The organism is Endozoicomonas sp. G2_1, assembly GCF_017744155.1.
Classification (GTDB): Bacteria; Pseudomonadota; Gammaproteobacteria; order Enterobacterales; family Alteromonadaceae; genus JAGHQT01.
The window spans coordinates 210,754-237,172 of record NZ_JAGHQT010000001.1; the positions used below are offsets into that span (position 1 = coordinate 210,754).

Genomic DNA, 26,419 nt, shown 5'->3' on the forward strand with positions numbered 1-26,419 from the left:
CTGCTGATCTTAACCGATGGTCTGTAAAATTTGTCCACACAGCCATGCCATGTAGGTGCCTACGGTATAACCAAGTACTGCCAACAATACGCCAACTGGCGCTAAAGACGGGTGAAATGCTGAAGCGACCACAGGTGCCGATGCTGCACCGCCAACATTCGCTTGGCTACCCACCGCCATATAAAACAATGGTGCTTTAATCATTTTAGCAACAATCAGCATTAAGCTAGCGTGAATGATCATCCAAATAGCACCAATAATAAAGTAAACGGGTGCCTCTGCGATCATGGTGACATCCATTTTCATACCAATAGATGCAATTAAAATATACAAAAATGCTGAACCGAGCTTGGAGCTGCCAACACCTTCTAGTTCTCTTGCTTTGGTAAACGACAACGCAATACCAACGGTAGTTGCAAAAACAATCATCCAAAAGAATTTACTGTGAAAACTAAAACGTGCTAATTCAGGATGATTAGCAACAAAGTATGGCGTAACGGTATCGGCAAATAAATGGGCAAAACCAGTAACGCCAAAGGCAATTGCCGCCATGACCATTAAATCGTTGAGCTGGGGAATGCGCGCGTGTTTCGCCTGAAAGTTTTCAACGCGCTCTTTAAGCTCAGTAATTGCCGAAGTATCAGCACCACTTTTGGCATCAATAGCTTTCGCGTTACCTGCCATAATTAACAGCACCGCCATCCATAAATTGGCAACAATGACGTCAACCGTGACCATGGCTGAAAAAATTTGATCGCCAGCACCGTATATTTCTTTCATCGCCGCTTGATTGGCGCCGCCACCAATCCAGCTGCCGGCCACCGTAGTCATACCGCGCCAAACGGCTTCAGGGCCACTCACGCCGAGTAAATCGGGGACAAAACTGGCAACGATTAAGAGCGCAATTGGACCACCAATAACAATGCCAAGCGTACCGGTTAAAAATAAAATAACAGCCTTGGAACCAAGACGAGAAATGGCTTTCAAATCAACACTTAGGGTCAACAAGACAAGACATGCAGGTAGTAAATAGCGCGAAGCAACGTAATAAATGTTGGACTCTTTTGCGTCAATAATGCCAAAGGTATTGAGTAATGACGGTAAAAAGTAGCACACCAGCACTGCAGGTACTATGGTATAGAACTTTTTCCAGATTGGACTAGTACTGTTAGCGGTGTAAAAAACACTGCCGAGCATAATGGCTAAAATGCCGAGTATGGTGGCATCATTGGTAATTAATGGTGAATGTTCCATTCTAACTCCCCTAAAATCAGTTGAGTATTAATCGTCCTTTATTTTGCGCCGACATTAGGCTCTAGAAAACACTGAGCAGACGTTGTCATACCCAAGGTATCAAAAGCAATCGACGATAAACGTGCTGCTGATTAATGCAAAACTGTATTAGCTATTTTTATATTATCTAATTGTATTTTTAACAGTTGCGCTGCCGGGTCCTGCGGGCATTGCTCAATGAAATAGCGATAATCATCGTAAGCTACTTTAAAGCAATCAAGTTGATGTAGCAAAAATCCGCGATCTCTTCTTTCAAATGGATCGTCAGGTCTCATTGCCAATAAGATATCAATACACTTTAGCGCGTGATCGAATTGCTGCTCGGCAATCAGCGCATTTTTCATCGAAGATATGTATTTGTATACTACGTCTCGGTCAGCGATAACTTCTACTTGTTGCTGACTTGGGTCGCCGCTTAATTCGTCAAGCCTTTGATCTAAGTCGTGCCAAGTTAATGACTCGCCAGTGACCGGATCAAAAATAATCGCATAGTCATTTTCACAAATAATCCGCAGCATCACTTTTTCTGGCACAAACACAATTTCTGTGTCAAAACCACAGTGACTTATAATGTGTTTGAGCAGAATGCATTTTAGCATTGGCGCCAACATGCGATAGCTGAGTGCGTGGGAAAGCTGGTGGCTAACAACTGGCCAAACTTGGCGGTGGATATCGATAAATAGTTGATGAACATAGAGTTCGTTGATCAGTTGTTCAGCTTTATCGAGTTCGTCGGTTAAGCTACTCACCGTTGATTGACAGTAATCACTCAACTGTTTGGCATATTCAAGCGCGTCGACCGGCTCACCAAAAATAAACTCTTCAATTAACGCGACTGCTTGTAACAGGTCTATTTCTTCTGCGTTAATTTCTGACAACAACAAATCGTTCATTAAAACTACAAAACCACTATACTAATTCGCTGATTTACTTTTGATCTTAGTTGTCACTAACTAGGTAGATTCTCAACAAACAAATCAGCATTTAATCGACAAACTGATGAAGTGGGGACAAATAATCATTTTTAAAGGGCTAGCATGATTATTTGTCAGCTAAATGTTCTGCTAAAAATGCCTCGATGGCGCTAAAGGTTTGCAGTCGGTGTTCGTTGTTACTCAGGTAATGATCGGCTCCCTCAAGTTCAAGGTAATCAACCTGCTTGTTGGCCGCTTTAAGTCGGCTTGCCATTTTATAACTGTGTTGCATTTTTACTACTCGGTCTTTGCTGCCGTGAATCAGCAGCACTGGCTGGTTAATCTTGTCGACAAACTCGACGGGAGAAACACTTAGTAGCTGCGCTTGGTCATCACCGAGCTGTTTTTTTACCAATTCAAAACCGTGATAGAAACGTTGTGAACTCAGCAGATAAGGTAAGTCAGTGACACCGGCAAAACTGATGACACATTGATATAAATCTGGTGTTTTTATTGCCCCCATTAACGCGGCATAACCACCATAGCTGGCGCCAACAATACAAATTCTGCTTTTATCCACGATCCCCTGCTCAATCAGCCAACGGGTACCGTCTTCAACATCGTCTTGCATCGCCCGTCCCCAGTTTTGCAGGCCTTGCTTGAGAAAGTCATGACCGTAGCCTGAAGAGCCGCGAAAGTTCATTTGAAATACCGCGTAGCCGCGATTAGCCAGAAACTGCGTCCAATAGTCAAAACCATTGCCGTCGTAACTAATAGGACCGCCATGGGGAAAAATAATTGTTGGTAAGTTGTTCTTTTGTTGACCTTTCGGTAAAGTCAAAAAACCTTCAATTTCTAGGCCGTCGCGCGCTTGATAGCTAACGGCCTTTTTCTCCGCCAGTAGCCCCGGCGCGAGCTGCTCGTAACGAGCAGCAACAAAATCGACGGTTTTGGCAACGCGGTCGCCAATTAAATAAAGCCCTGACTCCTTATCACTGGTGCTAAGCAATAAATACTTAGTTTCGTCATGGCTAAAATTGATTAAAGCATTGTTGGTATCAGCTAATGCCTTATCAATGCCAGCTTGGAGCTTTTTGTAGCTCGGTGACCAGAAATGATTGCCAATACCAATAACTTCACCGGTTTTTGGTGAACGATGAATATCACCACTAACATCGTAGTACGGATCAAAATAGACTAACTCTTTCGCCAAGGTCTTTTCGTTCAAATCGACCTTATAAATAGCATCCTTACCTTGATATAGCGCTTTTACGAAGAGAATATCTGGATTTTGGTCAAATGCTAATGGCCAAACCTGCTGCTGACTAAATGCTTCAAATGACCACAAATCTCGGCGTTTACCGTTGCCTTTGCCTAGCTCGAAAATAGTGTATTGATCTTCGTCTAACGCGATACCAATGCGAACGCGCGACTGATAGTCGCTTAACCAGTCAATAACATGACTGCGTGGTGCTTGCACGACTTTAGCTTTGCCCGGGTAATTCAAATTAACTTTCACCACAGAATGACTGCCGCCGGACTCAACACCCGCCATCGACATCAAAATATGATTGTCATCATTGGGCATGATATCGATAACATTGTCCATTCGATTGGGCAAATAACTCAGTCGTTTAATAAAGTTGCGAGAGACAATAGGCGATACTTTACCGCTGTCAATATCGAGGATTTCAACTCGAGTTTCAGTGGTCAAGACCCGATTGCGAGCCGCAGCAAACTTCGCCCACACCAACACTTTTTTACGGTTAGCCCAAGCCAAATCAGTAATCACATATCGGTCGTTGTCCGAAAACAATAGTGCTTTTGCTTTGCCTGTAGCAAGATCATAAAGGTTAACAAACTTTCCCGAGCGATTTTCACTGGTGAATTTAACCAGTGAAATAATCTTATTACCATCTGGCGATAAGCTAACGTGGTCAACGTCAGGCACACTGGCAAATGCTTCTACCGGCAATTTTCCTGCACTAGATTGAAAAACAAAACCACATAATAGATTCAAGGCCAACAAAGCCCAAAGTACTACTTGCTTCACAATCGCATATTATTCCTAACGTTGTTTACCGAACTATAGCCATATTCATTGAATAAAGAATATCAATAAAAAAATCGACATTATGATTTTTTTATTGAGTCTGATTTAAGATGTTTCGCGAGAAATGATTCGATCTCATTGAACGTTTGAAGTCTATGCTCATTGTTACTTAAATAGTGATCGGCACCATCTATTTCTATGTATCGAACCGGTTTTTCAGCGCGTTTCAATTTAGACGCCATCTTATCGCTATGCCTGACTCTGACGACCCGATCTTTGCTACCATGAATCAACAAAACAGGTTTAGTGATCTTATCCACATGCTTTAATGGAGAAACTTGCCACAGCTGATCATAATCATCGCCAATTTGTTTTTTAACGATATCGTAATTGGTGAATCGACGCTGAGATTTGACCAAGTACTCTACATCAGTAACGCCGGCAAAACTGATGATACACTGATAAAGATCCGGTGTTTTGACTGCCCCCATCAATGCAGCATAACCGCCATAACTAGCCCCAACAATACAAATATTGTTTTTGTCAGCTATACCTTGGTCAATTAGCCACCGAGTACCATCTTCAACATCATCTTGCATTGACTGCCCCCAACTTTGAAGGCCTTGCTTCATAAAGTCGTGACCATAACCAGATGAACCACGAAAGTTCATCTGCAGAACTGCATAGCCGCGATTAGCTAAAAACTGAGTCCAATAGTCAAAACCGTCGCCATCATAACTAATTGGTCCACCGTGAGGAAAAATAATCGTTGGTAAATTTTTGTCACTTTTTCCCTTTGGTGTTGTTAAAAAGCCTTCAATTGTCAGACCATCTCTTGCCTTGTAGCTAATCGATACTTTATCAGCCAATACTTCTGGCGTTAACTTGGGGTACCTAGCGGCAATATAATTCACTGTTCTGGCTTTTCTATCACCAATCAAGTACATACCTGGATCAGTATCGTCAGTGCTTAGCAACAGGTAACGAGATTCATCATCACTTAAACCAAACATATAGTTGTACGTATCGGGTAATGCTTGATCAATACCTTTTTGCAACTTTTGGTAGTCAGGGTGCCAAAAATGACTACCGATGCCAATGATTTCGCCTGTTTTTGGTGATCTCCGCAAATTACCCACGACATCGTACTCGTCATCAAAATAGACAAGCTCTTTTTTCAATTCCGGTTGGCTTAAATCAACTTTGAAGATGGCATCTTTACCATTATGGTGAGCTTCAACATATAGAATGTTCGGGTCCTTATCAAACTTAAGAGGCCATACAGCGTCTTCACTAAACGCTTCAAACTGCCACAATTCACGATATTTTCGCTCTTTACCGTGATATTCAAAAATAGTGTAGCGACTGCCTTTTTGTTTGAATCCAATACGAACATTAGACTGATAGTCAGTCAACCAATCCATGACGTCACTGCGGTGCTTTTGAATTACGCGAGTACGACCGCGACCAGACAAACTTACTCTTATTACCGACTCAGACGCGTCACTACCAAACCCCGCCATTGACATCAAAATATGGTTGTCATCATGAGGCATCAAATCTATAACGTTTGACATAATATTAGGAATATAATTAAGTTGCTTCATAAAGTGCCTTGGTAACAGAGAAGAAACTTTACCGGAGTTAACTTCAACTTTTAATAGCCTAGTCTCAGTGACAGGTACGCCATATCTCGAGGCAGGAAATTTAGCTTCAATCAAGACATAATCATTACTTGCCCAATAAACTTGAGTTACTACGTATTTCTGGTTGTCGGAAAAAACAAGTGGTTTAGACTTTTTAGTTTCGACGTTATACAAGTTGATCAATTTGCCAGAATGTTCTCTGGTTTCAATTTTAACAAGTGAAATGACCTTGCGACCATCAGGAGACAACGCAACACTGCTGACGTCAGGTAAACTGGCAAATGCTTCTACTGGTAAGGATTGAGCGTTGGTCTTGCTTACTAACAAAGTCAGTAAACACAATATATTAAATAAGTAGCTTCTCATTATATTCCCTATAAAACCTTATTTATTACAACGAGGTTTGTTAATTTGATGACTGTATTAAATAATATAACAATTTTGTTACAAATTTAAACAAAAAACGGCGAGCTATTGTTGCTCGCCGTTTTTATATCTACATTGACCTAATACTGCTAATTACCTGCGGGTAAATGCTCCGCTAAAAATTGCTCTATTGCTTTAAACGTTGCAAGGCGGTGTTGATTATTCAACAAAAAGTGATCACCTTCATCAATTTCAACATATTGAACTGATTTATCAGCACGCTTCATCGCTTTTTCCATTGCCCGGCTATGCTTCACTTTAACAATCCTGTCATCGCTACCATGCACTAACAAAACAGGCTTAGTAATCTTTTCAACGTGGTTGATAGGTGAATATTGACGCATCAATTTTTTGTCACTACCAAGTTGTTTTTTGACAATTTCATAGTTGCTGAAACCTTTTCGTGAATCAACTAAGTATTCTATGTCTGTCACTCCAGCAAAACTAACCGCACATTGATAGAGTTCAGGTGTTTTAATACTGCCCATAAGTGCCGCATAGCCACCATAACTCGCACCAACAATACAAATTTTATCTTTATTAGCGATACCTTGATCAATTAGCCAACGGGTGCCGTCTTCAACATCATCTTGCATCGCTTGGCCCCAGCCATTTAAACCTTGGACCATAAAGTCGTGACCATAACCAGAAGAGCCGCGAAAGTTCATTTGAAATACTGCATAACCACGATTGGCCAAAAACTGTGCCCAATAATCAAAACCATCGGTATCATGGCTAATTGGACCACCGTGAGGGAAAATAATGGTTGGTAAATCCATAATTTCACCTTGCGGTAAGGTAACATAGCCCTCAATTTCCAAGCCGTCGCGAGCTTCGTATTTAACAAGCTGCTTTTTAGCCATTAAATTTGGTGCTAATGCAGTATAGCGGTAGGCCAGATGATTTAAGCTTTTAGCCTTTTTATCACCAATCAGAAAACTACCGGCATCAGTATCACTAGTTGAAATAACAATATAGCGATTTTCATCGGCGCTAAAACTGGTCAAGTAGTTATCGGTATTTGGCAACAATTGATCGAGTTCTGCTTGTAATTGTTTCAACTCAGGTTGCCAAAACTCGCGACCAACACCCACGACTTCACCGGTTTTATGTGAACGACGAATATCAGTACTGACATCGTAATTACTATTGTAATAAACCAGCTCTTTGGTAAGCGACTTGTCAGTTAAATCGACTTTATAAATGGCATTTTTACCCTTGTATAACGCTTCAACATAAAGAATATTTTTATCTTTACCAAAAGCAAGCGGCCAAACTTGTTGATCACTAAATGCTTCGAACTGCCAAAGCTCACGTAAATCAGCACCCGCTTCACTTTGTTCTAAAATAGTGAATTTAGTTTCATTATCTTCACGCTTTATTGCTATACGAACATTTTCTTGACTGTCGGTTAGCCATTGGTAAACATCTGTACGTGGATGTTGAATGACCTTCACACGACCTTTGCCGCGCAAGCTAACTTTAATAACCGCGGTGTCTAAATTTTCAGATAAGCCAGCCATTGACATCAAAATGTGTTCGTCGTCATGAGGCAACATATCGACGACGTTCGACATAATATTTGGAATAAACTTCAAACGCTTCATAAACTTTTGCGGCAATATATGTAAGGTTTCACCTGTTTTAACATCTAAGCGCAAAATACGTGTTTCAATGACCGGAGTACCGTAACGAACAGCGGGGAAATGTGCCCACAACAGGGCTTGCTTATTGTTTGCCCACTCTAGGCTGGTGATCTTGTATTTTTCATTATCGGAAAACATCAAATCTTTGATGTCGCGCTTTTCCAAATCAAATAGACGAATTAAATTACCCGACGCGTTTGGGTTTTCAACTTTCACCAATACAAGCGCTTGTTTGCCGTCGGGTGATAATTTTATTTGACTAACATCGGGTAAGCTTGCAAAAGCTTCAGTTGGCAGTTTTTGTGCCTGAACAGGCGATCCTAGACACAGTAAAATAACCGCAGCGAAGCGGAGTAATGTGCTCATTAAAAATCCTTATTAGATTAAACGGTAATTAAAAAATTAAAAAATAAAGGTTTCTTTAGTCATGGCAATACGAGCTACCAACATAAACCAGCCGACCGCGCCGACGTAACCAAAGATTTGCATGGTGCGATTGCGGGCAAATTTAAGCGCGTAAAAACCAGTAAAAATGTACGCAACAATGGCTAATAATTTTTCCCCTAACCAAAGCTGCTCAAATGGATTAAGCGCAAGCTTAACCGCCATACCAATACCAACCGCAAGTAGCAAGGTATCGATAACATGGGGCGTGATCTTTAGCCATTTTTGCTGCAACTTTGCCGAATTGGCGAGAGTTAAAAAGAAGCGAAAGCTAAATAAAGCGATACTCAATACCGCTAGTGTCATATGTAAATGTTTCATAGGCTACCTATTACAACACCTTATTTTTCAAAGTGCTGCGTTAAAATGATTAGAAAGACGTCAAATATTGTAAGCGAAAAGGGTAGCCGCTAAAACAGTGTAATCAAAAGAAAAATTAGGCCAAAGAAAATTTAAGTAAAAGTACCATAACTAATGCGATCATTACCGCCATAATCTTTGGCGGTGACCACATCGTGATAGCCAAGCTCAAGTAAAATATTTCTTACTGCGTGGCCTTGTTGATAACCGTGTTCGATATAAAGACGGCCACCGGCGATTAAATAGGATTTAGCTTGAGTGGCAATGTGACGAATATCTGCTAAGCCATTATCAGCAGCAACAAGCGCGCTGTTCGGTTCAAAAACGACATCACCTTGACTTAAATGGGGATCATCTTGGTCGATATACGGTGGGTTGCTAACGATTACATCAAACACTTTTGCTGGGTTAACCGCAGAAAACCAATCACTTTGATAAATCTCGACATTAGCTATTGCTAGATTTTTCGCATTGCTTTGCGCTAATAAAACGGCATCTGGGTTGAAATCAATGGCCTCCACTTGCCAATTAGGCTGCTCAATGGCTAGAGCCAAAGCAATTGCGCCGGTGCCTGTGCCCAAGTCTAGACAGCGTAAGTTTGAGTGAGCCGATGACTTAGCAGAGTAATGATCGAGCACCAGCTCAACTAAAATCTCAGTGTCTGGTCTTGGAATCAAGGTTGCTGGCGAAACTTTTAACGGCAGTGACCAAAATTCGCGCTCACCAATAATATAAGCGATTGGCTCACCTTGTAGGCGACGCTCAACGAGTTCAATAAAGCGCTCGACTATCTCAGCGCTTACTGATTTTTCAGGCCACGCCAACAGATAACTAGTCGGTTTATCAAGGACAAAGCTCAGTAATATTTGGGCATCAAGCTTAGCACTATCAGAGCAGTTTGCGAGTTGTTCTCTGCCAGCAGCCACCAACTCAGCAATACTAAGGTTGCTGCTAGCGCCACCATCAACACCAAGTGTTTTTGACAATCTATCGCTCAAATGCCATTAGCCTTGGTCAGACAGTGCCGCTAATAGATCAGCTTGGTTCTCTTGCATAATTGGCTCCATCACCAACTGCAAGTTACCTTCCATCACTTCATTCAAACGATACAAAGTTAAGTTAATACGGTGATCTGTCATTCGACCTTGCGGGTAATTGTAAGTGCGAATGCGCTCTGAACGATCACCACTGGCCACTAAGCTACGGCGCGATGATTCTTCTTCGCTGCGGCGTTTGTCGTCTTCGGCTTGTTGCAAGCGCGCTTGTAGTACCGACATCGCTTGTGCGCGGTTTTTATGCTGTGAGCGCTGATCTTGACACTCTACAACAATACCCGTTGGAATATGAGTAATACGAATAGCAGAATCAGTTTTGTTAACGTGCTGACCACCAGCACCAGAAGCTCTAAAAGTATCAACTTTTAAGTCTGCTTTGTTGATTTCAATCGCTTCAGACTCAGGAATTTCAGGCATTACTACCACAGTACAGGCTGAGGTATGAACGCGACCTTGTGATTCAGTTTCAGGTACGCGCTGAACGCGGTGACCACCTGACTCAAATTTCATTTCGCCGTAAACACCATCGCCGTTTACTTTTGCGATAATTTCTTTGTAGCCGCCCTGCTCGCTTTCGTTCATGTTCATGACTTCGACTTTCCAGCCTTTTTTCTCAGCGTAACGGCTGTACATGCGGAAAATATCACCGGCAAAAATAGCGGCTTCATCACCACCAGCACCGGCGCGAATTTCAACAAAGCAGTTGTTGTCGTCATTTGGATCTTTCGGCAGTAATAAAATTTGTAAGTCACCAGCTAAGTCTTCAACCGCTTGCTTAGCTGCTTTATATTCCTCTTGCGCCATCTCACGCATATCAGGATCATCATCTTTTAGCATTTCTTCTGACGTTGCTAAATCATCCTCGGCAGTTTTGTAGTCATTAAACGCTTTAGTGACTTCTTCAAGTTGCGAAAATTCTTTTGATAACGCTTTGAACTTGTCTTGATCGGCAATGGTTTCAGGATCAGATAACAAGGCTTGCACTTCTTCAAAGCGCTCAACTAAACCTTCTAGTTTTTGGTAAACAGATGCTTTCATTCTATTTTATGCTCTTTATATTCTTTATTTTAATCTTTCAATCGGTCTGGTTATGACCTTATCTCGCCAGCATTAACGCTGAGACTATTGGCAGCTATTTATAGCTCGCTATTTCTTATCTAGATCGTAAACATCACGCAGGTAAATCAGCTTGTCTAGCTCGCCACCCTGTGCTGCTCTTTGCATGGCACTGGTAGGCGCGTGCATTAATTTATTGGTAAGTTTAGTGGCAAGCTCGGCTAATACTGCTTCTGGATTCTTGTTGTTTTCAAGTTGCTGTTTCGCTTTTTCCAACAATTGATCGCGCTCAGATAAACACTGATTGCGAAAACTCACTACCGTATCTTGAGTATTTAAGCCACGAAGCCAAGCCATAAAACTATCGGCTTGTTGGTTGACAATACTTTCAGCCTCAACGGCCGCTTTGCGTCGGTTTTCGATATTCTTCGCGATAATGCCTTGTAAATCGTCTACCGTATACAAGAACACGTCTTCAAGCTCACTGACTTGTTCTTCAATATCACGCGGTACCGCTAAATCCACCATAAAAATTGGCTGATGTTTACGTTGCTGCAAGGCTCGCTCAACCATCCCTTTACCGATGATAGGCAAAGTGCTACCGGTTGAACTAATCACGATATCAGCCTGTGCCATATGTTCAGGAATTTGAGCAAGGGTAATCACATCACCGCCAATTTGCTCGGCCACCGCTTCAGCCCGCGACAAAGTCCGGTTGGCAACGGTAATTTTACCGACTTGGTTTTCGTACAAGTGCTTAGCAACTAGCTCGATGGTTTCACCAGCGCCAATCAATAATACGCGCGCTTTTTTCAAGCTAGCGAAAATATGCTTGGCTAAATTAACCGCAGCAAATGCAACAGATACGGCACTGGCGCCAATATCGGTATCAGTGCGCACTTGTTTAGCAACACCAAAGGTACGCTGAAATAAGCGATCCATAATCAAGGCTAACGAACCGGCCGCTTTTGCTTGGCTATATGCCTGCTTCATTTGGCCTAAGATTTGTGGTTCACCAAGTACTAATGAATCTAAGCCACAGGCAACGCGCATCATGTGATTAACTGCACCGAGATCTTGATGGGTGTACAAACTAGGGACAATCGTACTAGCTGGCACGCCATGATGTTGCTCAAGCCAATCAACTAGCTTGTCTTTAGTTTGCTCTAGTTCACCTTCTTGCACTAAGTACAGCTCAGTGCGATTACAAGTAGACAAAATCGCCGCTTCCTTACAACCCACTGAGCTCAGCATGTCGTTCAATGCAGTGCTCAGTTGATCAGGATTAAAGGCAATTTTTTCACGCACCGCAACTGACGCGGTTTTATGATTTATCCCTACTGTAACTATGGACATGAAGTGTCGTTCACCCGTTTGTGCTAAAACCAATAAATTAAGACTAATGATTAATAAAACAGAATTTATTCATTAACTATTATGACGCTTGCTGAAAAAACTAACCAAGTGAATTAAGCGATTGCTGCAATAGCTAAAATAGCAATAATGCAGGAGCTATCCCCTATTCTGACAAGTTAACGTTTCGTTTTTTCGTTTGAGATGGTTTTTCTCGGCAAAAAATTGGCGCTAATTTTACGAGATAAACAAGGTGATTGAAAGCACCATAGTGCTTGTGTTCAAATATTACTATCAATTTCTTATGGCAAAAATGTCATGTTAGCTAATTTTTACTCATTTTCCGCTAAATATTGTCAGCGTCTCGCTGTTCTGATAACCGTATTAGTGCTTAGCGCTTGTAGTGCATTGACCGATAAACCAGCACCAGAGCCCTTGTTGGTAAGCAATGATCACCAAACTAACATTGCTCAATTAACAAAATGGCGAGTTTCCGGAAAAATAGGCTTTATCACGCCACAGCAGCGCCAACGAGCAAACCTGAATTGGCAAATGAACGAGAGTATTGGCCAGCAACAGCTCAATTTAACCACTTACTTAGGTATAAATGTATTAAAAGTAAGTTCAATGAGTGGTGAACATCAAATAGAGGTTGATGGCAAACTGTACCGAGGCCAAAACTTATCAGACCTTATTACCCAGCTCACTGGCTTGAATTTACCCGCCGAAGCCCTAGCTTTTTGGTTAAAAGGCATTCCCTACCGTTATCGTGATATCGTCAGCTATCAAGCAGATAATCAGTTAGCTGAATCAATCAGTAGTGCGATTAACGGAAAGATTTGGCAAATTCGCTATCAAGTTTATCGCAAGTTTAACGGCTACGTATTGCCAACAAAAATGACCATTGAACAAGGTGAACTGACCATAAAAATTAGCTTAAACCAATGGCAGGTTTAGTGGTGATTTCACTGCCTTGTTCTTATTTACTCTTTTACTAATGACCGAATAACTATATGAATTCAGCGAGCTATCAATTTTTTTCGCCGGCAAAAATCAACTTGTTTCTCCATGTGATTGGCCGACGTCCCGACGGTTATCACAATTTACAAACCGTCTTTCAGTTTCTCGACTACGGCGATCAAATTACCATTACTCCCACCGAAAATGGCAAGCTATCTTTACTAACCAAATTCGAAGGGGTTGCCGAGCAAGACAATCTGATCATCAAAGCAGCTAAAGCATTACAAACCGCTGCTGATTGTTCATTAGGCGCAGAAATTAGTATCGAAAAAAAACTGCCCATGGGTGGTGGTTTAGGGGGTGGTTCATCAAATGCAGCAACAGTTTTAGTCGCGCTCAATCAATTATGGCAGCTCGATTATTCCAAGCAAGAGCTTGCCGATATTGGCTTAGCGTTGGGAGCTGATGTCCCTATTTTTGTTCACGGTTACGCTGCTTTTGCTGAAGGTGTTGGTGAGCAGCTTACACCAGTAGCGCCGCCTGAGTATTGGTATTTAGTCACTAAACCTAAGGTCAGTATTAGTACTGTAAGTGTTTTTACCTCAGTAGATTTGCCGCGCAACACCCCTCATATATCGGCAAGTGAGTGGTCAATGGCAAACACCCATAACGATTGTCAAACTATGGTAACAAAACACTATCCTGAGGTTGCCAACTTATACGCTTGGTTGATAGAATACGCGCCGTCTCGAATGACAGGTACTGGTGCCTGTATTTTTTCTTATTTCGAAACTGAGCAGGCTGCTCGAGAGGTTGAAAAGCTTCTTCCTCCCGGTATTGAGTCTTTCGTGGCAAAAGGGCTCAATCACTCCCCGTTAGTTGACCAAATGGTCCAATTATCATCGACTGATTCCCCCTAATTTAACGTTAAAAAATTAACAAACAAATTAAATAAGCAGTTATGTTTTATCTCTCCCAGATTGAAATATGACACAACTATTAATGTCGAACGTTTCTGAGGAACCGACAGTGCCTGACATGAAGATCTTTGCGGGTAACGCCACCCCTGAACTGGCTAAAAAAATTGCAGATCGCCTATACATTTCTTTGGGCGATGCCAAAGTAGGCAGTTTTAGCGATGGTGAAATCAGTGTTGAAATCACTGAAAATGTCCGTGGTGCCGATGTATTTATCATTCAATCAACTTGCGCGCCAACCAACGATAACCTAATGGAATTAATCGTCATGGTCGACGCCTTACGCCGCGCTTCAGCTGGTCGTATTACGGCAGTAATGCCTTACTTTGGCTACGCCCGTCAAGATCGCCGCGTGCGCAGTGCTCGTGTTCCTATTACGGCAAAAGTCGTTGCCGACTTTTTATCAAGTGTTGGCGTTGATCGCGTACTTACCGTTGATTTACACGCTGAGCAAATTCAAGGCTTCTTCGACGTACCAGTAGACAATGTTTTCGGTACGCCAATCTTATTAGAAGACATGTTAGAAAAGAACTTAGACAACCCAGTTGTGGTATCACCTGATATCGGCGGTGTTGTTCGTGCCCGCGCAGTTGCTAAGTTACTTGACGATGCCGACCTTGCCATTATCGACAAACGTCGTCCAAAAGCAAACGTCGCCCAAGTCATGCACATTATCGGTGACGTTGAAGGTCGCGACTGTATTATTGTTGACGACATGATTGACACTGGCGGTACGTTAGCAAAAGCTGCTGAAGCATTAAAACAGCACGGCGCGAAAAACGTTTACGCTTACGCTACTCACCCAGTACTTTCTGGCAATGCCGCGCAAAACTTAAAAGATTCAGTGATTGATGAAGTGATTGTCACCGACTCAATTCCACTATCACCAGAAATTAAGAAATTGAAGAAGGTTCGTCAATTAACCTTAAGCGGTATGTTGTCAGAAGCGATTCGTCGCGTCAGCAACGAAGAATCAATTTCAGCAATGTTCGACAACGCCTAGTTCAAGGCTTAGATTAGTAACATCATCTATTTTAAAAAGCGCCTAGTGCGCTTTTTTTGTTTGTTGCCCGACATTTTAATTGTTGTTTCACTGCGGCAATGTTATCATGCCGCGCCTTTTTTAACCGACTCGCATAGAGTTGAATAAAAAAGGCAACAAAATAGTTGTTTTTGGTCGCAAAAAACAACCCTTAAATTTTTAAAATAGAGTATATAAAAATGACTGATATTTTTACTTTGGATGCTGAAGTACGTACTGACTTAGGGAAAGGTGCGAGCCGCCGCCTACGTCACGCGAACAAAGTTCCAGCTATCCTTTACGGTGAAGGCAAAGAGCCTGTTTCTTTAACTTTAGCGCACAACAAAGTGTTCCGTGCTCAAGAAGAAGAAGCGTTCTACTCTCACGTATTAACGTTAAACGTTGATGGTGAAAAAGTTGAGTGTTTATTAAAAGACATGCAACGTCACCCTTACAAGCCGTTAGTTATGCACATGGATTTCATGCGCATTGACGCAACTCACGCTGTTCATACAAACGTTCCTGTTCACTTCTTAAACGAAGAAGCAGTAGCTAAGAAAGGCGCTACCGTTGCTCACCACATCTCTGAGATTGCTATCACTTGTTTACCAGGTAACTTACCTGAGTTCATCGAAGTTGATGTTGCTGACTTAGAAGTTGGTCAAACGCTTCACTTATCTGACGTTAAATTCCCAGAAGGCGTTACTTCTGACGAATTAGCTAAAGGTGAGAGCCACGACCAAGCAGTAGTTACCGCTAATGCACCGAAAGGTGGTAGCGATGAAGCTGCTGAAGAAGAAACTACTGAAGAATAATCGGCGAGGATAATTCCTTGACGCTTACTGAAAACATTCAGTTAGTTGTGGGCCTGGGTAATCCAGGCCCCGAATATACAAAAACCCGCCACAATGCTGGAGTTTGGTTTGTTGAAGAACTCGCAGCCCGTTACAACATCTCGCTAAGACCAGAGAAGAAATATTCTGGCCTCTATGGCAAAGGCCTTATCGACGGCCAAGTTGTACATTTACTCATTCCAACCACCTTTATGAATCGCAGTGGTCAAGCAGTTGCCCCATTGGCGAATTTTTTCCGCATTGCCGTTGATAACATCTTAGTCGCTCACGACGAAATGGATATTGACCCGGGTGTGAGTAAAATTAAAAAAGGCGGCGGTCACGGCGGCCACAATGGCTTGCGTGATATTATTGCCAAAATGGCAAACAACAAAGATTTCTATCGCTTGCGCATCGGTATTGGCCATCCCGGCCACAAAGATCGCGTAACCGGTCACGTGTTAGGCAAAGCACCCGCCAACGAACAACAACTCATTGACCAAAGTATCGATGAAGCGAGCCGTTGTTTCGAAATTTGGCAAAAAGACGGCGTCAAAAAAGCGCAAAGTCGCCTACATTCATTTAAAGCACAATAAATTAATCGCTCGATTAAGCAAGTAAGGTAACTAATTATGGGATTCAAATGTGGTATTGTTGGCTTGCCCAACGTTGGTAAATCAACCCTATTCAATGCATTGACTAAAGCGGGTATTGAAGCAGCAAACTTTCCTTTTTGTACCATAGAGCCAAATACTGGCGTAGTGCCGGTACCAGACCCACGCCTTGATCAACTTGCTGAGATTGTTAGCCCTGAGCGCGTTATTGCAACTACCATGGAATTCGTTGACATTGCTGGTCTTGTTGCTGGTGCATCAAAAGGCGAAGGCTTAGGTAACAAATTCTTAGCCAATATTCGCGAAACAGATGCTATCGGCCATGTTGTTCGCTGCTTTGAAAATGAAAATATCGTTCACGTTTCAGGTAAAGTAAACCCTGCTGAAGATATTGATGTTATCAACACGGAACTTGCCCTTGCCGATATGGATACCGCCGAGCGCGCTATTCAACGTCAAACCAAAAAAGCCAAAGGCGGCGACAAAGACGCTAAATTTGAGTTACCTGTGCTAGAAAAAATTCTTAAGCACGTTGAAGAAGGCCACATGATTCGCTCTTTAGAACTAGCTAAAGAAGAATTAGCCGCGGTTAAGTACTTAAACTTCTTAACCGTTAAACCGACCATGTACATTGCTAACGTCAATGACGACGGCTTTGAAAACAACCCTTACTTAGATCAAGTGCGCGAAATTGCCGCCCAAGAAGGTGCTGTAGTAGTGCCGGTTTGCGCCGAAATTGAAGGCGAGCTATCTGAAATGGACGAAGAAGATCGCGAGATCTTTATGGAAGAAATGGGCTTAACTGAGCCTGGCCTTAACCGCGTGATCAACTCAGGTTACGGTTTGTTAAGCTTACAAACTTACTTCACAGCAGGAGTAAAAGAAGTACGCGCTTGGACCGTAAAGCAAAACGCAACTGCGCCGCAAGCCGCTGGTGTGATTCACACTGACTTTGAAAAAGGTTTTATTCGCGCTGAAGTTGTCAGCTTTGACGATTTTGTTGAATACAATGGCGAGTCTGGTGCTAAAGACGCTGGTAAGTGGCGTTTAGAAGGTAAAGATTATCTGGTTAAAGACGGCGACGTTGTTCACTTCCGCTTTAACGTTTAATAACCTTACGATATAAATGATTAAGCCGTCGATTGACGGCTTTTTTAATGCCTTATTTTCACGCTAGATAACCACACAGACAAGAATATAGGTAACATTAACCGTTCAGATACTATAAACACGTTTTAACTCAACGAGATTTAATCTGTTGTTAACGATAGGTTTTGCCCCTTTAAACGCTGTTTTAGTCGACTGGCAATAGATGTTTCGAATAGCAATTAGCCAAATTGTTGCCTATTTATCCAAACAAACAAAAACTGGTAATATTTTTATAAAAAGGTGTTGACGAAGCTCAGCTACATTTGCATAATACGCGCCACTTGCTGAGAGGCAAGATTGGAAAGGCTACATAGCTCAGCTGGTTAGAGCACATCACTCATAATGATGGGGTCCCAGGTTCAAATCCCGGTGTAGCCACCATTCTTTCTTAAAGTATAGTTCTGCGGGAGTGGCGGAATTGGTAGACGCGCTGGATTTAGGTTCCAGTATCGCAAGATGTGAGAGTTCAAGTCTCTCCTCCCGTACCATTTCTTACAACATTAGTTGTGATAGAAAGAAACATTGTTGGGGTATAGCCAAGCGGTAAGGCAGCGGGTTTTGATCCCGTCATTCTGAGGTTCAAATCCTCATACCCCAGCCATTTTCTCTTAATCATTAATAGAAAATGGCAAACAACATGTTTCGAATATACCTACTGGGGTATAGCCAAGCGGTAAGGCAGCGGGTTTTGATCCCGTCATTCTGAGGTTCAAATCCTCATACCCCAGCCACTTTAATTTTATGATTAAGGTGATAGCCTCATAATTAGTAACAAGTCGTTGTTAATTATACTCTGCGGGAGTGGCGGAATTGGTAGACGCGCTGGATTTAGGTTCCAGTATCGCAAGATGTGAGAGTTCAAGTCTCTCCTCCCGTACCATGCTATTAAATCAAATAGCAGCAATTCAAATATTTAATACCTTTGCATATTAATATTTATTGGGGTATAGCCAAGCGGTAAGGCAGCGGGTTTTGATCCCGTCATTCTGAGGTTCAAATCCTCATACCCCAGCCACTAATTTTAACATGTAAAAATTGGCATTAAGTAATCTTTGGCTACATAGCTCAGCTGGTTAGAGCACATCACTCATAATGATGGGGTCCCAAGTTCAAATCTCGGTGTAGCCACCATTTTTTTCTTCTTTTTATTCGATCTTTCCTAATAACTATCTGACCACAGTGTTTCAGCGTCTAAGCGTTTCAACACCTAAACATCCTTGTTTGTTTAATTCACGATATTTGCTATTCGACACCACAGGCATACGCCAGCACTTTATTCTTAACCAATGGTACTTTGTTGATGCCAGCCAATGCGATATTGCGTAAACCTTTAATGATCGGCGATGGTTGAGAAAAGCCCTTGTACAGAGCATCCATGCCCGACATCATCAACAAATTATCTGCCCGTCGTTTCTTTTCATAACGCTGTAGCACATTTTCACTGTGCCAAGACTTACCATCAGCAATAGCCTCTGCGATAACAGATTGCAGTGCCTTAACATCTTTAAAGCCCAAATTAACGCCCTGCCCCGCCATCGGATTAATGGTATGGGCAGAATCACCTAAGAGCACAACGTTGCCTTTGAAATAGTAATTGGCATGACGGCGAGTCAATGGGAAGCCACCTTTATCGATTACTTCTATACTGCCAAGGCGTTTAGGGAATACCGCCATCATCTGCTCAGCCAATTGTTTATTAGGCAACGCTTGTAAGCGTTTAATTTCTTCGCGTTGGTGATACCAAACTAAAGATGCGTACTGTCCCGGCATTGGCAGCATAGCAACTGGCCCTGTAGGCAAGTATTGCTGCCAAGTAATATCTTGCTGTTCATGCTCAGTTTTAACATTGACCAACATCGCGGATTGTTGATAATCCCACCCTGTTAAGCCTATATTCACTAACTGACGAACTTGAGAATTAGCGCCATCGCAGGCACACAATAACTTGGTTGAAAAACTGCGTTCCGATAAGGCAACCAAAACCTCGTCATCTAATTGTTCAATACCTTTTAACTGCTCAGGGCACAGTAAAGTAATATTGGGATGCTGTTGCGCTACTTGCCACAACGCCAGTTGAATTAATCGATTCTCGATAATATGCCCTAAGTGTTGTTGACCAATACTCTCGGCGTTAAATTCAGTATAGGACGCTTCATTCTCCCAAACTGCTAAGCGTCGATATGGTACGACACGCCAACTCGCAATGGTCGACCAAGCTCCCAATTGTTCAAGCAGGTGCTGAGAAGCTAAGGAAATAGCTGAAACTCGAATATCAAATGCTTGTTCAGCTACAAAAGGCTCAGGCGCAAATTTATCGATCAGAACGACTTTTAAACCTAAGTCAGCCAGTGCGATTGCTGTTGCACCACCTACCATACCAGCACCAATAATAGTGCAATCAAATTTACTGCTCATACCTAATATCGAACTCTTTGAATATGACAAATTTCCACCTTCAACCTTCATACTATTTATTTTATTAAACGATTTAACAAGCCGGTGGATTCTTTTGATTTTACCTAAAATTTTCCTTCAATGTTTGTAAAAAATATATGTTTACAACTATTTACCTAGCTCCCTATAATGAAATTGACTTGGCTCATACAAGTCTAATCTAACAAGCAATAACATTAAGGAATAGATTATGTCTGCACAATTAAAAGCACGCCGCGTTGCTCAAGATATCAATATCGTTTATTTAAACGATGATAAACCTAACAATACCAACTTAAAGACCAAAGAAAACCGAGCTGTAGTCGCCAAGCTTAGAGCCGATTTAGTAACACCACAAAATGAAATCATGACAGTAGATATCGATTTTGATACGACAAGTGGCTACCACAATAACACAATGATGTTAATGGACGACTATGGTGTTGAAATGTTTGCAGCGGCTATTGAAGCGAAACACGGAAAAGTACACGCCGATAAAATACGCCAGGCGTGGAACCAAAAAGAAGATGCTAGCGCCTCTAGGTTACCCACTTATATGTTAGTTCAAAAGCCAAAAAACGACGAGTTACCAAAAGTCTTTGCTGTTTGTGGTAAAAAAGGCGATGATCACATCTCAAATCAAGCACCTGATAGTATCATTTAACTCTTGAACAAACGTATATTTCAAATGAAGTGGCTATTTTGGCCACTTTTATTTTGCTTTACTCAATTTAGTTTTGCCACCAAATACAGTGACATCGATAACATTGGTGATATTAACAATATTGTCCAAGACGATTTAGGCTTTATTTGGCTAACCAGCCAACAAGGCCTAATACGCTACGATGGCGAAAACTTCATCAACTTTTCTAGTAATAACCAAGATTGGACGCTGCCTTTTAAATGGGTCAAAGATGCAAAGCTGATCGATAATGGAAATTTACTCCTTGCTTCTGAGTGCTGCGGTATTTGGCTTTTTAACGTTCACACAGGGCAAAGTAGCGAAATTAGTATAAACGCAAAAAACAAAAAACATAACACCTCAGAAACATTGTTTCACAAACAAAGCTTCTTTGCATATTCAAGCGACGTTGATCAACTATACGCTCAAAACACAGCCACTAATGAAAGTAAATTAATCGCGAACAATATACACATTAAGGAGCTTTTAAAAACGCAATCAAATGCTTATGCGATTAATAGTGACGATGTTTTTCAAATAACAGCTGAAAAAATTAATCATGTTCTATCTGGTTCGATTACAGGAGCAACTGTTGTAGCCAATAAACTTGTTGTCTTAACAAAAAACGGCGTGATGATTGTCAATGAAGACAATTCAGTTATCACTAAAACTCTAGATACGGCTTTAATTAACGCAACTGCCCACAAAAATGGCAGTAGCTTTTACGCAATAGACGCAAACAATCAAATTGTGCATATTGATATAGAAAAGCTCTCTTACTTAGAGCATAGTTACCCGGCAATTGGCCCAGATAAAATAGACTACACTTTCCACGATAGTAGTAGTGTTCTGTGGCTAAGTACAGGAAAAGGTATTAAGCGGATCGTAGAAAGTACTGCCGTAAACCATTTAGTAGGCGCAAACTTACACTCTAGTACCATTGAATTAATCGACAACCAGTTAATTATTGGTACTTATGGCCACGGGCTTGTTAGCTTCAAGACTGGTAAAAATATATTTGGCGAGTCAGAATCAAACACTTTTTCTCAGCGATCTAAGTTTATATACGACAGTGTTGTGGTTAATAATACCTTATATCTAAGCACTTTTGACGGTTTGTGGAAGTACCCCCAATCAACTCAACGGTTAACTCGAATTGATATTGTCGATAAAAATCAAGTTATACTCGGCGCCAATTACTCAAAAGGAAAATTGTATATTGGCATAGACGGTGATGGCTTTCTGGTGATGGACATCAACACAGAAGAGGTTATTGAGCGCGTTGACAAAACCAGCAACCTTAGCTCTGCGGAGGTATTACACCTAATACCAGTAGACAATAAAATTTGGCTAGCGACTGCTAAAGGTGTCGATATTTACGATCCTTTCAGTAAACAAATAACAACAATCTTTCACTCTCCTGCCCATAAAATAGTCTCCTTAATAGCCGATGGTGATAAAGTACTTGCCGCGAGTATGGGCGATGGTCTTTATGTTTTTAACCAACAAGGGCAACTTTTATCTCAACAGGGTAGTGGTATTCAATTTACAAGTTTGTCTAAAATCAATAATAATATTTGGGCGACCGCAAGACCAGGGATATATAAGCTTGATTCAAGTAACTACAGCCTAAACTTAATTCCCGGCACGGAATCATTTTCTATCGAGAGTTCTGTCAAGAAATTTAATGACAGTTTGTATGCTCCCCACGAAGGCGGTGTGCTCCAAGTCCCACCTACAGAGCGAGAAGATTTTCACCCCAAGGTACTTATTACCCAAACTACAGTTTCAGGAAAATCCTACTTACTCAACAAAAGCATTACACTCAACTCGGCAAACGACGTTGTCACGCTCGATCTCGCCAGTTTAGATTACCGCCCTGGCCCGCCAAAAACATTTGAGTACAAAATTAACAACGGTCAGTGGAATAAAGTTAACAATAGCCAAATCACCTTAACGGGTCTATCTCCCGGTGATTACTACCTCGAGATTCGCGGCACGAATAGTTTAGAACAGTGGAGTAAGTACCACGCTTACACAAATATCAGCGTTGCTTTTCCGTGGTACTGGACATTACAAATGCGGATAATTTATCTAGTTATCGCAATTGGCGTTGTCTCACTTTGCTCATGGCTGTTTTATCTGCGCAGTAAATCTATTAACCATATCTACCAAGCGCTTAGAAACGACAGTAAAAGTAAAGGCCGTGCCGCACTAAACGTGACACGAAATTTAAAACAAGTACTCGAGAGCATCAATAGTGAATCCACACCTGACTTTGATATCAAAAAAGTGTTAGAGCAGAGTATTGAAGAATTAACTAACGCTACTAAAGCAGAAGAGCCCGACGCCTTGTACGGTAAAACGTTAGAAGTGGCTCTGCCGTATTTTGTGCAATATATGCATCGAAAACACCATATCAACATCAAACTAGTCACTGAACTCGATAGCAGCAAACTAAGTTATGAGTTACAAGCAGATATTTACAAAATAATTTACGAAGCGATATCGTCAAATATGCTGAATCACAGTAGTCGAAACTTCAGTATTTCAATGCAAGATTTTAAGGGTAAGGTTTGGTTGACTATTCAAGACGATAACGAAGGTTTCACTAACTACCAAAGCCGTATTAGCTTTGACATGGCAATGTACTATATCAGACAAATCGCAAGCAAATACAAAGCTTCAGTCAATACCTTCAACAATAGCCACGAAGGTCAAGGCAGCCAACTGGTGATCAGCATTCCTCTAATGAAACTCGATTAACAACGGTAAAATATCGACATTTGAACAACAGATAAACTAGCGAACTGGTGGGAAAAAGCGTAAAATACGCGTCCTTTAATTTTTAACCTGTTCGCATTTTAGGCAAAAGTTCATGAGTAAAAAGCTATATATCAAAACCTGGGGCTGTCAAATGAATGAGTATGACTCGCAAAAGATGGCCGAGTTATTAGACTCAACCCACGGCTTCGAATTGGCTGAAGAAGCAGAGGACGCTGACGTCATCTTGCTAAACACTTGTTCTATTAGAGAAAAGGCACAGGAAAAGGTCTTCCATCAACTCGGCCGCTGGAAAAACTTAAAAAATGACAACCCTGACTTAGTTATCGGAGTTGGCGGTTGTGTTGCCTCACAAGAAGGCGATACGATTCGCCAGCGCGCACCTTATGTCGATATGGTTTTTGGCCCGCAAACATTGCACCGTTTGCCAGAAATGATTCAACAAGTCACCGGTGACCGCAGCCCGGTTGTTGATGTCAGCTTTCCTGAAATTGAAAAGTTTGACCGCTTACCTGAACCAAAAGCTGAGGGACCAAGCGCATTTGTCTCAATTATGGAAGGTTGTAGTAAATACTGTACTTTCTGTGTTGTTCCTTATACGCGCGGTGAAGAGGTTAGCCGTCCACTTGACGACGTACTTTACGAAATTGCCCAGCTCGCTGAGCAAGGTGTTCGCGAGGTTAATTTACTTGGCCAAAATGTTAACGCTTACCGCGGCGAGAGCTTCGACGGTAGCGTTTGTCGCTTCTCTGAATTATTGCGTTTAATTGCTACCATTGACGGTATCGATCGCATTCGCTATACCACTTCGCACCCGGTCGAGTTTACCGACGACATTATTGAAGTGTACAAAGACGTTCCTGAACTTGTCAGCCACCTGCACTTGCCGGTTCAAAGTGGCTCAGATCGCATTTTGACTCAGATGAAACGCGGTCATACTGCCATTGAGTACAAATCGCAAATTCGCCGTTTGCGCAAAGCTCGCCCAGATATTTGTATGTCTTCTGACTTTATCGTTGGCTTCCCAGGCGAAACGGACCAAGATTTTGAAGACACGATGGACTTGATCAAAGCAATAGATTTTGATTTGAGCTTTAGCTTCATTTACAGTGCTCGTCCAGGGACACCAGCGGCTGACTTACCTGATGACATCAGTGAAGAAACCAAAAAGCAACGCCTACAAATTTTGCAAGACAGAATTACGCAGCAAGCCCTGCGCATTGCTCGTCAAATGCTAGGCAGCGAACAACGTATTTTGGTTGAAGGCCCATCGAAAAAGAATCCAATGGAACTTAGAGGCCGTACTGAAAACAACCGCATTGTTAACTTTGTTGCACCACACCATGTCATTGGCCAATTTGTCGACGTTAAAATTACCGACGTCTACGCCAACTCGTTGCGCGGTGAGCTGGTCCGTGAAGAAAAAGACATGGGTCTGCGTATCGCTCATTCACCTGCGGATATTTTGGCCAACAACCACCACAATCAAGCAGCGAACAATGCCGGTATCGATGAACTTGGCGTAGGTACATACACGCCTTAGTTACAGCATAAAACAACAATAAATAGGATTTTCATTGACTAAGCACACCAGTTTGGAATTTGCCTTAGAGCCTGTCGATAATCACCGACAGGCAAACCTTTGCGGCCCAATGGATGATCACTTAAAAACTATTGAGCGCCGTTTAGGTGTCGAAATTAGTTACCGCGGCCATCAGTTTAAAATTGTTGGTATGGCCAATAATTGCCAAGCGGTCAGCAAATTACTCAAAGATCTTTACCTAGAAACTGAGGTTGTTAAAGGCCAAAGTAAAACCATTAACGCTGAAATGGTTCATTTAGCCATTTTAGCGGCCAATGTCCTTGAACAAGCGCCAACCAAAGTCGACGTTGACTATGAAAAAATGGTCACCATCAAAACCAAGCGCGGTATTATCAAGCCGAGAAACGACAACCAATCGGCCTATGTCCAAAACGTTATCACTAACGACATTAGCTTTGGTGTTGGCGTCGCTGGTACCGGTAAAACTTACCTCGCAGTTGCATGTGCCGTTGATGCGCTAGAGCGTCAAGAAATCCGCCGTATTTTGTTAACTCGTCCCGCCGTTGAAGCGGGTGAAAAACTCGGCTTTTTACCAGGTGATTTATCACAAAAAATCGACCCTTATTTAAGACCTCTGTACGATGCCTTATTTGAAATGCTCGGTTTTGAAAAGGTCGAAAAGCTGATTGAGCGCAATGTTATTGAAATTGCGCCACTGGCATACATGCGCGGCCGGACCCTGAACGACGCCTTTATTATTTTGGATGAAAGCCAAAATACTACCGTCGAACAAATGAAGATGTTTCTGACCCGAATCGGCTTTAATTCACGCGCCGTAATCACCGGTGATGTTACCCAAATCGACTTACCACGCGGGCAAAAGTCAGGCTTGCGTCACGCCATTGAGGTACTAGAAGACATCCCTGGGGTTAGCTTTAATTTCTTTCAATCAAAAGATGTTGTTCGCCACCCTGTTGTTGCTCGTATTGTTGAAGCCTACGAAAAGCACGAACACAACGTCAACAAAATCAAGCAGCAGAAACAACAAGCGCAACTGGCAAAGCAACAAGCCCAAAGCCTAGATCAAGTTGAAGCACAGGAGCAGCAAGCTAGCAGCACTGAAGCTACTGAAACTGAAGCGACAAAAACTAATAGCTCAGCAGCCAACAAAGACTAA

Annotated in this window: 20 protein-coding genes and 7 tRNA genes; 17 read left to right on the forward strand and 10 right to left on the reverse strand. The window is 42.0% G+C overall.

From position 1 onward, the window contains the following. Window positions 1-9 precede the first annotated feature (9 nt). The 9 genes from J7384_RS00930 to hemA form a co-directional block, all read right to left on the reverse strand. Window positions 10-1,254 (reverse strand): DUF819 family protein, encoded by a 1,245-nt coding sequence (locus J7384_RS00930; RefSeq protein WP_209110301.1) that lies wholly within the window; start codon window positions 1,252-1,254, stop codon window positions 10-12. A gap of 131 nt (window positions 1,255-1,385) precedes the next feature. Continuing rightward, window positions 1,386-2,186 (reverse strand): tetratricopeptide repeat protein, encoded by an 801-nt coding sequence (locus J7384_RS00935; protein WP_209110303.1) that lies wholly within the window; start codon window positions 2,184-2,186, stop codon window positions 1,386-1,388. A 148-nt stretch (window positions 2,187-2,334) separates the two neighbouring features. Continuing rightward, entirely contained in the window at window positions 2,335-4,260 is a 1,926-nt protein-coding gene (locus J7384_RS00940) for a S9 family peptidase (RefSeq protein ID WP_209110305.1), read from the reverse strand. An 80-nt stretch (window positions 4,261-4,340) separates the two neighbouring features. Continuing rightward, a complete protein-coding gene (locus J7384_RS00945) occupies window positions 4,341-6,272 on the reverse strand; it encodes a S9 family peptidase (protein WP_209110307.1) in 1,932 nt (643 codons plus the stop codon). Window positions 6,273-6,421: 149 nt separating this feature from the next. Next, window positions 6,422-8,344 carry a S9 family peptidase gene (locus tag J7384_RS00950; protein ID WP_209110309.1) on the reverse strand — a complete coding sequence of 641 codons (1,923 nt, stop codon included), beginning with the start codon at window positions 8,342-8,344 and terminating at the stop codon, window positions 6,422-6,424. 36 nt (window positions 8,345-8,380) lie between these two features. Next, complete coding sequence (locus J7384_RS00955; protein WP_209110310.1) at window positions 8,381-8,743, reverse strand: SirB2 family protein; 363 nt, start codon at window positions 8,741-8,743, stop codon at window positions 8,381-8,383. Between the two features lie 131 nt (window positions 8,744-8,874). After that, complete coding sequence (gene prmC, locus J7384_RS00960; RefSeq protein WP_280636281.1) at window positions 8,875-9,780, reverse strand: peptide chain release factor N(5)-glutamine methyltransferase; 906 nt, start codon at window positions 9,778-9,780, stop codon at window positions 8,875-8,877. Window positions 9,781-9,786: 6 nt separating this feature from the next. Beyond that, window positions 9,787-10,875, reverse strand: a complete 1,089-nt coding sequence (gene prfA, locus J7384_RS00965; RefSeq protein WP_209110312.1) for a peptide chain release factor 1 — start codon at window positions 10,873-10,875, stop codon at window positions 9,787-9,789. 108 nt (window positions 10,876-10,983) lie between these two features. Further along, complete coding sequence (hemA, locus tag J7384_RS00970; RefSeq protein WP_209110314.1) at window positions 10,984-12,249, reverse strand: glutamyl-tRNA reductase; 1,266 nt, start codon at window positions 12,247-12,249, stop codon at window positions 10,984-10,986. A 315-nt stretch (window positions 12,250-12,564) separates the two neighbouring features. On the opposite strand from hemA, the gene lolB reads away from it, so the two are divergent. The 13 genes from lolB to J7384_RS01035 all read left to right on the forward strand — a co-directional run bounded on the left by lolB (window position 12,565) and on the right by J7384_RS01035 (window position 18,931). Beyond that, window positions 12,565-13,203, forward strand: a complete 639-nt coding sequence (lolB, locus tag J7384_RS00975; protein WP_209110316.1) for a lipoprotein insertase outer membrane protein LolB — start codon at window positions 12,565-12,567, stop codon at window positions 13,201-13,203. A 56-nt stretch (window positions 13,204-13,259) separates the two neighbouring features. Continuing rightward, the gene (gene ispE, locus J7384_RS00980) at window positions 13,260-14,126 is read left to right on the forward strand and encodes a 4-(cytidine 5'-diphospho)-2-C-methyl-D-erythritol kinase (RefSeq protein WP_209110317.1); all 867 of its coding nucleotides are present in this window, start codon (window positions 13,260-13,262) and stop codon (window positions 14,124-14,126) included. Between the two features lie 109 nt (window positions 14,127-14,235). Further along, the gene (locus tag J7384_RS00985) at window positions 14,236-15,186 is read left to right on the forward strand and encodes a ribose-phosphate pyrophosphokinase (protein WP_209111252.1); all 951 of its coding nucleotides are present in this window, start codon (window positions 14,236-14,238) and stop codon (window positions 15,184-15,186) included. A gap of 218 nt (window positions 15,187-15,404) precedes the next feature. Further along, window positions 15,405-16,019 carry a 50S ribosomal protein L25/general stress protein Ctc gene (locus J7384_RS00990; protein WP_209110319.1) on the forward strand — a complete coding sequence of 205 codons (615 nt, stop codon included), beginning with the start codon at window positions 15,405-15,407 and terminating at the stop codon, window positions 16,017-16,019. Between the two features lie 17 nt (window positions 16,020-16,036). Continuing rightward, a complete protein-coding gene (pth, locus tag J7384_RS00995; protein ID WP_209110321.1) occupies window positions 16,037-16,633 on the forward strand; it encodes an aminoacyl-tRNA hydrolase in 597 nt (198 codons plus the stop codon). Between the two features lie 36 nt (window positions 16,634-16,669). Further along, entirely contained in the window at window positions 16,670-17,761 is a 1,092-nt protein-coding gene (ychF, locus tag J7384_RS01000; RefSeq protein ID WP_209110327.1) for a redox-regulated ATPase YchF, read from the forward strand. 343 nt (window positions 17,762-18,104) lie between these two features. Beyond that, a tRNA-Met gene (locus J7384_RS01005) sits at window positions 18,105-18,181 on the forward strand. Window positions 18,182-18,203: 22 nt separating this feature from the next. Further along, window positions 18,204-18,288, forward strand: a tRNA-Leu gene (locus J7384_RS01010). A gap of 38 nt (window positions 18,289-18,326) precedes the next feature. After that, window positions 18,327-18,401, forward strand: a tRNA-Gln gene (locus tag J7384_RS01015). Window positions 18,402-18,456: 55 nt separating this feature from the next. After that, window positions 18,457-18,531, forward strand: a tRNA-Gln gene (locus J7384_RS01020). A 64-nt stretch (window positions 18,532-18,595) separates the two neighbouring features. Next, window positions 18,596-18,680: transfer RNA gene (locus J7384_RS01025), tRNA-Leu, on the forward strand. A gap of 60 nt (window positions 18,681-18,740) precedes the next feature. Beyond that, window positions 18,741-18,815: transfer RNA gene (locus tag J7384_RS01030), tRNA-Gln, on the forward strand. Between the two features lie 39 nt (window positions 18,816-18,854). After that, window positions 18,855-18,931, forward strand: a tRNA-Met gene (locus J7384_RS01035). Window positions 18,932-19,042: 111 nt separating this feature from the next. Here the strand turns inward: J7384_RS01035 and J7384_RS01040 are convergent. Continuing rightward, complete coding sequence (locus J7384_RS01040) at window positions 19,043-20,215, reverse strand: FAD-dependent monooxygenase (RefSeq protein ID WP_209110329.1); 1,173 nt, start codon at window positions 20,213-20,215, stop codon at window positions 19,043-19,045. 229 nt (window positions 20,216-20,444) lie between these two features. On the opposite strand from J7384_RS01040, the gene J7384_RS01045 reads away from it, so the two are divergent. From J7384_RS01045 to J7384_RS01060, 4 genes are all read left to right on the forward strand, one after another. Next, window positions 20,445-20,897, forward strand: a complete 453-nt coding sequence (locus J7384_RS01045; protein ID WP_209110331.1) for a hypothetical protein — start codon at window positions 20,445-20,447, stop codon at window positions 20,895-20,897. A gap of 24 nt (window positions 20,898-20,921) precedes the next feature. Then, the gene (locus J7384_RS01050; protein WP_209110332.1) at window positions 20,922-23,681 is read left to right on the forward strand and encodes a DUF5074 domain-containing protein; all 2,760 of its coding nucleotides are present in this window, start codon (window positions 20,922-20,924) and stop codon (window positions 23,679-23,681) included. 112 nt (window positions 23,682-23,793) lie between these two features. Next, the gene (gene miaB, locus J7384_RS01055; RefSeq protein ID WP_209110334.1) at window positions 23,794-25,242 is read left to right on the forward strand and encodes a tRNA (N6-isopentenyl adenosine(37)-C2)-methylthiotransferase MiaB; all 1,449 of its coding nucleotides are present in this window, start codon (window positions 23,794-23,796) and stop codon (window positions 25,240-25,242) included. A 34-nt stretch (window positions 25,243-25,276) separates the two neighbouring features. Next, a complete protein-coding gene (locus J7384_RS01060; protein WP_247741558.1) occupies window positions 25,277-26,419 on the forward strand; it encodes a PhoH family protein in 1,143 nt (380 codons plus the stop codon).